The sequence below is a fragment of the Micromonospora sp. KC721 genome, assembly GCF_004348355.1.
Taxonomy (GTDB): domain Bacteria; phylum Actinomycetota; class Actinomycetes; order Mycobacteriales; family Micromonosporaceae; genus Micromonospora.
In genome coordinates, this window is sequence record NZ_SMJY01000273.1 from 1 (window position 1) to 6,355 (window position 6,355).

General features: G+C 73.3%; 3 protein-coding genes. All 3 read left to right on the forward strand.

The genetic code is table 11. The annotated features are described in order from the left end of the window. The first annotated feature begins 278 nt into the window (after nt 1-278). On the forward strand, nt 279-4,652 hold the full coding sequence (locus E1182_RS28380) for a S8 family serine peptidase (RefSeq protein WP_132270804.1): 4,374 nt from the start codon (nt 279-281) through the stop codon (nt 4,650-4,652). Between the two features lie 292 nt (nt 4,653-4,944). Then, nucleotides 4,945-6,162, forward strand: coding sequence for a glycosyltransferase family 2 protein (locus E1182_RS28385; protein ID WP_132270805.1), 1,218 nt, complete (start codon nt 4,945-4,947; stop codon nt 6,160-6,162). A gap of 15 nt (nt 6,163-6,177) precedes the next feature. Beyond that, nucleotides 6,178-6,318, forward strand: a complete 141-nt coding sequence (locus tag E1182_RS31380; RefSeq protein ID WP_165942749.1) for a hypothetical protein — start codon at nt 6,178-6,180, stop codon at nt 6,316-6,318. The last annotated feature ends 37 nt before the right edge of the window (nt 6,319-6,355 follow it).

Below are 6,355 nucleotides of genomic sequence, written 5' to 3' on the forward strand. Positions count from 1 at the left end.
CCCCAGGCCGCCCCGTCACCCGCCAGCCGACCCACCGCGAGGAACCCGTCACGGCACGTTCAGCATGGCGACAACAGCGTAGCGCCCGGTTACTGACCAGATACTGACCGACGCGATTGATTGATCGCGGTAGTTCCGCAGCAGAGCATCGTTCACAGCGGACGTGGCGGCGACATCCGCCATCACCGAACCGCCGCCCCACCCGCTGCGCTGGCCGCGACCCCGGCCCGCGCGGTTCGGACCCGAACCGATCGGGACCGACGACGTGGGGAGGAAACGTGTACGAACGATCGACCGGACGGCCCGTCCGGTGGAGAGCCGTCGCCGTGCTCGCGGCGGCGTTGCTGGGCATCACCGCCCAACCGGCTGTGCCCGCCGTGGCCGCGCCGCCCCCGCCCCGCGCCACCGTGGACCGCCCGGTCCTCGACGCGCTGGCCACCCGTGACACCACGACCTTCCTGGTCTACCTCAAGGAACAGGCCCCGCTCGCCGAGGCCGCCCGGGTACGCGGCGCCGACGGCCGGGCCCGGGAGGTGCACCGGCTGCTGACCACCACGGCCGAACGGACCCAACGCGACCTGCGGTCGACGTTGGAGGCACGGAAGGCACCCCACACCGCGTACTGGATCGCCAACGCGCTGCGGGTGACCGGGGACCGCGCCCTGCTGGACACCATCGCCGCCCGGCCCGACGTGGCCCGGATCGCGCCCACCCGCAGCTACCCGCTGATCCGACCCGTCGAACGGACTGGCGCACGGGCCGGCACCAAGGCCGCGGAATGGGGGCTGGCCAGCATCAACGCTCCCCAGGTCTGGGACGAGTTCAGCGTCCGGGGCGAAGGTCTGGTGGTGGCGAACATCGACAGCGGCGTGCAGTTCGACCACCCCGCACTGGGCCGGGCGTACCGGGGCAACCTCGGCAACGGCTCCGTCGACCACAACCATCACTGGTACGACCCGGCCCGCGTCTGCCCGACCACCGCTCCCTGCGACAACGACGGCCACGGCACCCACACCATGGGCACGATGGTCGGCGACGACGGAGCCGGCAACCAGGTCGGCGTGGCCCCCGGTGCCAAGTGGATCGCCGCGAAGGGCTGCGAGAACGACGGCTGCACCGACGCCTCACTGCTCGCCGCCGGCCAGTGGGTCCTCGCCCCGACCGACCTCGCCGGCCGCAACCCCCGCCCCGACCTGCGCCCGGACATCGTCAATAACTCGTGGGGCGGCAGCGGCGGCGACCCCTGGTACCAGCAGACCATCGCCGCCTGGCGGGCCGCCGGCATCTTCCCGGCCTTCTCCTCCGGCAACAGCGGCCCGGCCTGCGGCAGCGCCGGCTCACCGGGTGACAACCCCAACGCCTACGGCGTCGGGTCGTACGACGCGAACGGCGCGATCTCCCGGTTCTCCGGCCGCGGTGCCGCCAGCCGCCCGGACGTGAAGCCCAACATCGCCGCGCCCGGCGGCAACGTCCGGTCCAGCGTGCCCGGCGGGTACGCGACGTACAGCGGCACCTCGATGGCCGCACCGCACGTGGCCGGCACCGTCGCGCTGGTCTGGTCCGCCGCACCCGCCCTGCGCGGGGACGTCGCGGCCACCGAGGCGCTGCTGGACGACACCGCGTCCGACGTCGAGGCGCTGGAGTGCGGGGGCACCGTGGACGACAACAACGTCTTCGGCGAGGGCCGGCTCAACGCGTACGCGGCGGTCCGGCAGGCCCCGCGCGGCCCGGCGGCCCGGATCTCCGGCACGGTCACCGCGGCGGCCGACGGCACGCCGGTGGCCGGTGCCACGGTCGACGCGGACGGACGCGCCACCACCACCGGCGCGGACGGCCGGTACACGCTGACCGTACCGGCCGGCGAGGTCACCCTCTCCGTGGCCGCGTACGGGTTCGCCGGTCAGACGGTGACCCTCACCGCCCCCGAGGGCGACGCGGTGACCCGGGACTTCGCGCTGGCCGCCACGCCGACGGTCACCGTCACCGGCCGGGTCACCGACGGCTCCGGGCACGGCTGGCCGTTGTACGCGCGGATCGACGTCGCCGGCCGCCCCGGCGGCCCGATCTTCACCGACCCGGTGACCGGCCGGTACGCGTTCACCGTGCCGGGCGACGCCACGTACCGGCTCACCGTCACCGCCCGGTACGCGGGCTACCGCACGGTGACCCGGGAGGTCAGCGCCGGTGCCGCGGCGGTGACGGCGGATGTCGCCGTCCCGGTCGAGGCCGCCTGCGCGGCCGCCGGGTACACCGGCAGCCTCAGCGCGCCGATGCTGACCCAGAGCTTCGACGGCCGGGCCACTCCCGAGGGCTGGTCGGTGCGCAACCGCACCGACAGGGGCGGCTGGGCATTCGACGACCCGGGCGCGCGGGGCAACCTGACCGGCGGCAGCGGCGGCTTCGCGATCATCGACAGCGACAAGCTGGGCTCCGGCAACACCCAGGACACCGACCTGGTCACCCCGGCGGTCGACCTGTCCGGCTCGACCGCGCCGCTGCTGCGTTTCCGCAGCGACTGGCGGGCGGTCGGGGTGAGCGACACCGCCGACGTGGACGTCTCCGCCGACGCCGGCACGACCTGGACCAACGTCTGGCACCAGACGACCAGCCGCCGCGGGCCACGGGTCGAGGAGGTGCCGCTGACCGCGGTTGCCGGGGCGTCGGCCGTACTGGTCCGCTTCCGGTTCAAGGGCACCTTCGCCTGGTGGTGGCAGGTGGACGACGTGGAACTGGTCAACCGGGACTGCCTCCCCACGCCCGGCGGACTGGTGGTCGGTAACACCACCGACCGGAACACCGGCGCGGCGGTCAACGGGGTGACCGTGACCAGCGTCGACCGGCCGGCGGACCGGGGCGTCTCGGTGGCCACCCCGGACGACGCCAACCTGCCGGACGGCTTCTACCACCTCTTCTCCAGCCTGACCGGCCCGCACCCGTTCGCCGCCTCGCGACCGCCGTACGCGACGACGACCAAGCAGGTGACCGTGGTCGCGGACGAGGTCCGCCGGGCCGACCTGGCGCTGGCCGCCGGCCGGCTCACGGTCAGCACCGGCGAGGTTCAGTCCCACCAGCCGTACGGCAGCACCCGGACCACCCGGGTGACGGTGCGTAACACCGGCACCGCCCCGGCCGAGGTGGAGCTGCTGGAGCGCGGTGGCGGGTTCGAGCTGCTCTCCTCCGCCGGCGCACCGCTGCGCGAGCAGACGGTCAAGGGGATCAGCAAGGCACGCACCGGCATCGGGTACGGCGGCGGGGCCCCCGGCGCCGCCGCCAGCGCGGACGACGCCTGGACCCGGGTCGCCAACCTGCCCGCGGCGATCTACGACAACGCGGCGGCCAACCTGGACGGGAAGGTGTACACCGTCGGCGGGGGCAGCGACACCGGCACCGAGCGCCGGGCCTGGGTGTACGACCCGGCCACCGGCGCCTGGTCGGCCCTGCCCGACCTGCCACGCGCCCGGTCCAAGCCAGCCGCCGTGGCGCTGTCCGGCAAGCTGTACGTGATCGGTGGCTGGGGCGCGGGCGGCAATCCCGACCCGACGGTCGACGTCTTCGACCCGCAGGCCGGCACCTGGAGCACCCTGGCCGGCGCGGTGAACCCGGCGCCCGCCGCCGCGGCCGGGGTGGCCGTGGTCGGTGACCGGGTACACCTGGTCGGCGGCTGCCTCGACGCCGAATGCACGGATTCGGCGAAGCTGGTGGTGTTCGACGTCCGCAGCGGCACGTTCCGCACCGGGGCCAACTATCCGCACCCGGTCTCCTGGACGTCCTGCGGTGGCATCGGTACCCAGGTGTACTGCGCCGGGGGCGCCGCCGCCGCCGCGTACAACGACGCCTGGCGGTACGACCCGGCCACCGACCAGTGGCAACCGTTGCCGAACCTGCCGGTCGACCTGTGGGCGTCCCAGTACGCCTCGGCCAAGGGGATGCTGGTGCTGGCCGGCGGGGTGACCGCCAACTCGACGGCGGTGACCAACCGGACGGTCGGCTACGACCCGGTCGCCGGGGCCTGGCGGGATCTGCCCAACGCCCAGTTCGGACGGTACCGGGGCGCTGCCGCCTGCGGGGCGTACAAGATCGGTGGTTCGCCCAGCTCGTTCGTGGGATCCGTGGAGAGCGAGCGGCTCGGCGGGCTGGAGAACTGCGTGACGGCCAGCGACCTGCCCTGGCTGTCCACCACGCCGGGCAGCTTCACGCTGGCACCGGGGGAGTCCCGGACGGTCACCGTCACGCTGACCGCGACAGCCGAGGCCGGGGTGCTGCAGCCCGGGGCGTACTCGGGCGGGCTGGGGCTGCGGGCGGACAGCCCGTACCCGCTGCCGACGGTCGCGGTGACCATGAACGTGTCACCGCCACCCAGCTGGGGCAAGCTCCAGGGCACGGTCACCGGGCGCACCTGCGGCGGCGCGACGGTGGCCATCCCGGCCACGGTCCGGGTGAACCGGGTGGATGGCGCCACCGGAACGACGCTGACCGCCGACGGCCAGGGCCGCTACGCCTGGTGGCTACCGAAGGGCCGGTACGAGGTGATCGTCGCCAAGGACGGTTGGGTGCCGGAGGTGCAGCGCACCCGGGTCGAGGCGGGCATCGTCGGCACGCTCGACTTCGACCTGGCACCGGCGTCCTCCTGCACCAGGGCGACCGGTATCTGAACGATCGCGCCACCCGGTGGCCGTCGACCCGCGGGTCGACGGCCACCGTCGTGCGTACCGACAGCCGGTGCATGATCGTCCGTGCGGCGGCCGGGACGCCCCGGCCGACCGGCCCGCCACCCCCTGGTGGCTGGTCGCCGCACCGGTCGGCAGGCCGGTCCGCCGGCCGGGACGAGACTGGTTGACCGAACGGTCAGATCCGACTCGCGGCTATTGGTGAAGACTCAAGCAACACGTAGCGTTACCGTCGCGCCGCGATGTGAGCGGCCTTCATCTCCTTCTCACCTGCGAAATGGGACTTCTCGTGCGGGAAGTGCTGCTCGTGTCCTCCGTCACTCTCGGTACGGTCACGCTGCTACTGATCATCGGCGCCTTCTTGTACGGCCTGCTTCGCCCGGAGGCGGTCGCCCGGCAGGGTGAACGGCCGCAGCTGCCCCGGTACCGGCCGGTCGCCCCCAACCAGATCGCCATCCTGATCGCCTGCCGCAACGGGGCCACCACCATTGCCGGTGCGGTCTCCGCCGCCCGGGCCACCGGCGCTCCGGTGTACGTGGTTTCCGACGCCTCCACCGACGGCACCGCCCGGGAGGCCGCGACGGCCGGGGCTGCCGTACTGGAACTGACGCGCAACGTGGGCAAGCCGGCCGCGCTGCACGAGGGGTACGTCCGGTTTGGACTGGGTGGGCTGTTCCGGGCGGTCGTCATCCTCGACGACGACGTCCTGGTCGAGCCCGCCTTCCTCGACCGGGCACTCGAGCAGCTGTCCGAACGGGTGGCGATCGTGGTCGGGCACAACGTCACCTGGTGGCCCCGCGAGCGGCGGTGGAACCCCTGGCTGGCCAAACGCGCCTACAGCTACTGGAACTACCAGGCCGTCGTCCGCCGGTTGCAGAGCCACTTCAATGTGATGAACTGCATCTCCGGCTCGAATTCGCTCTACCGCACAGAACTGCTGGACGTGCTGCTGCCGCAGCAGCCGCCGTACATCGTCGACGACACGTACTGGGTGCTGGAGACGCACCGTCGCGGACTGGGCCGGGTGGTGTACGCCCCCCGGGCCGTCGCGCACCTGCAGGACCCGACGAACGGTCGGGACTGGTACAAGCAGAACCTGCGCTGGCTGTGGGGCACCTTCCAGGGGGTCATCGGGCACCGTGTCGGCCGCCGCAACACCCGGTTCGACCGCGCGTACCTGCTGCTGATGCTGCACTGGGTGTTGTACGTGGCGGGCGCGCCGGTGACTCTCTGGCTGCTGGCGACCGCCGGCCCGGGGCTCGGTGTCGGCCTGCTGTTCCTGCTCGGCGGCCACGCGCTCTGGGTGGCGCTCGCCGCCTGGCGGCTGCGCCGTCCCCGCCTCCTGCTCTTCCTGCCGGTGATCGTCGTGGCCGACCAGCTGTACCGGGTGATCATGGTGCATGCCCTGGTCAAGGCCATCCGCCAACCTACAGTGGACCGCTGCGTGTGGGACTCCCCCGCACGCTTCGCGGTCCCCGCCGGATCGGATGCGTGAGGAAGGGAGGTGAACATGTCCTCGAGCCAGGAACTTCCGCTGACCGGCGCCTCGACCGCCGCCGTCGGCGCGGTCGGTGCGCTCGCTCTCGGCCTCGGCGCGGTGCTGGTGACCGTGGCGCAGTGGGGCGCGAAGCTGCGTCGCCGCAGCAACTGACGGACCAGACAGCCGGGGGTACGGCGCCGTCCCCGCC

Excerpts from the sequence above, each read along its gene's own strand:
- E1182_RS28385 (WP_132270805.1), top strand. The coding sequence starts at position 4,945 with ATGGGACTTCTCGTGCGGGAAGTGCTGCTCGTGTCCTCCGTCACTCTC.
- E1182_RS31380 (WP_165942749.1), top strand. The coding sequence starts at position 6,178 with ATGTCCTCGAGCCAGGAACTTCCGCTGACCGGCGCCTCGACCGCCGCC.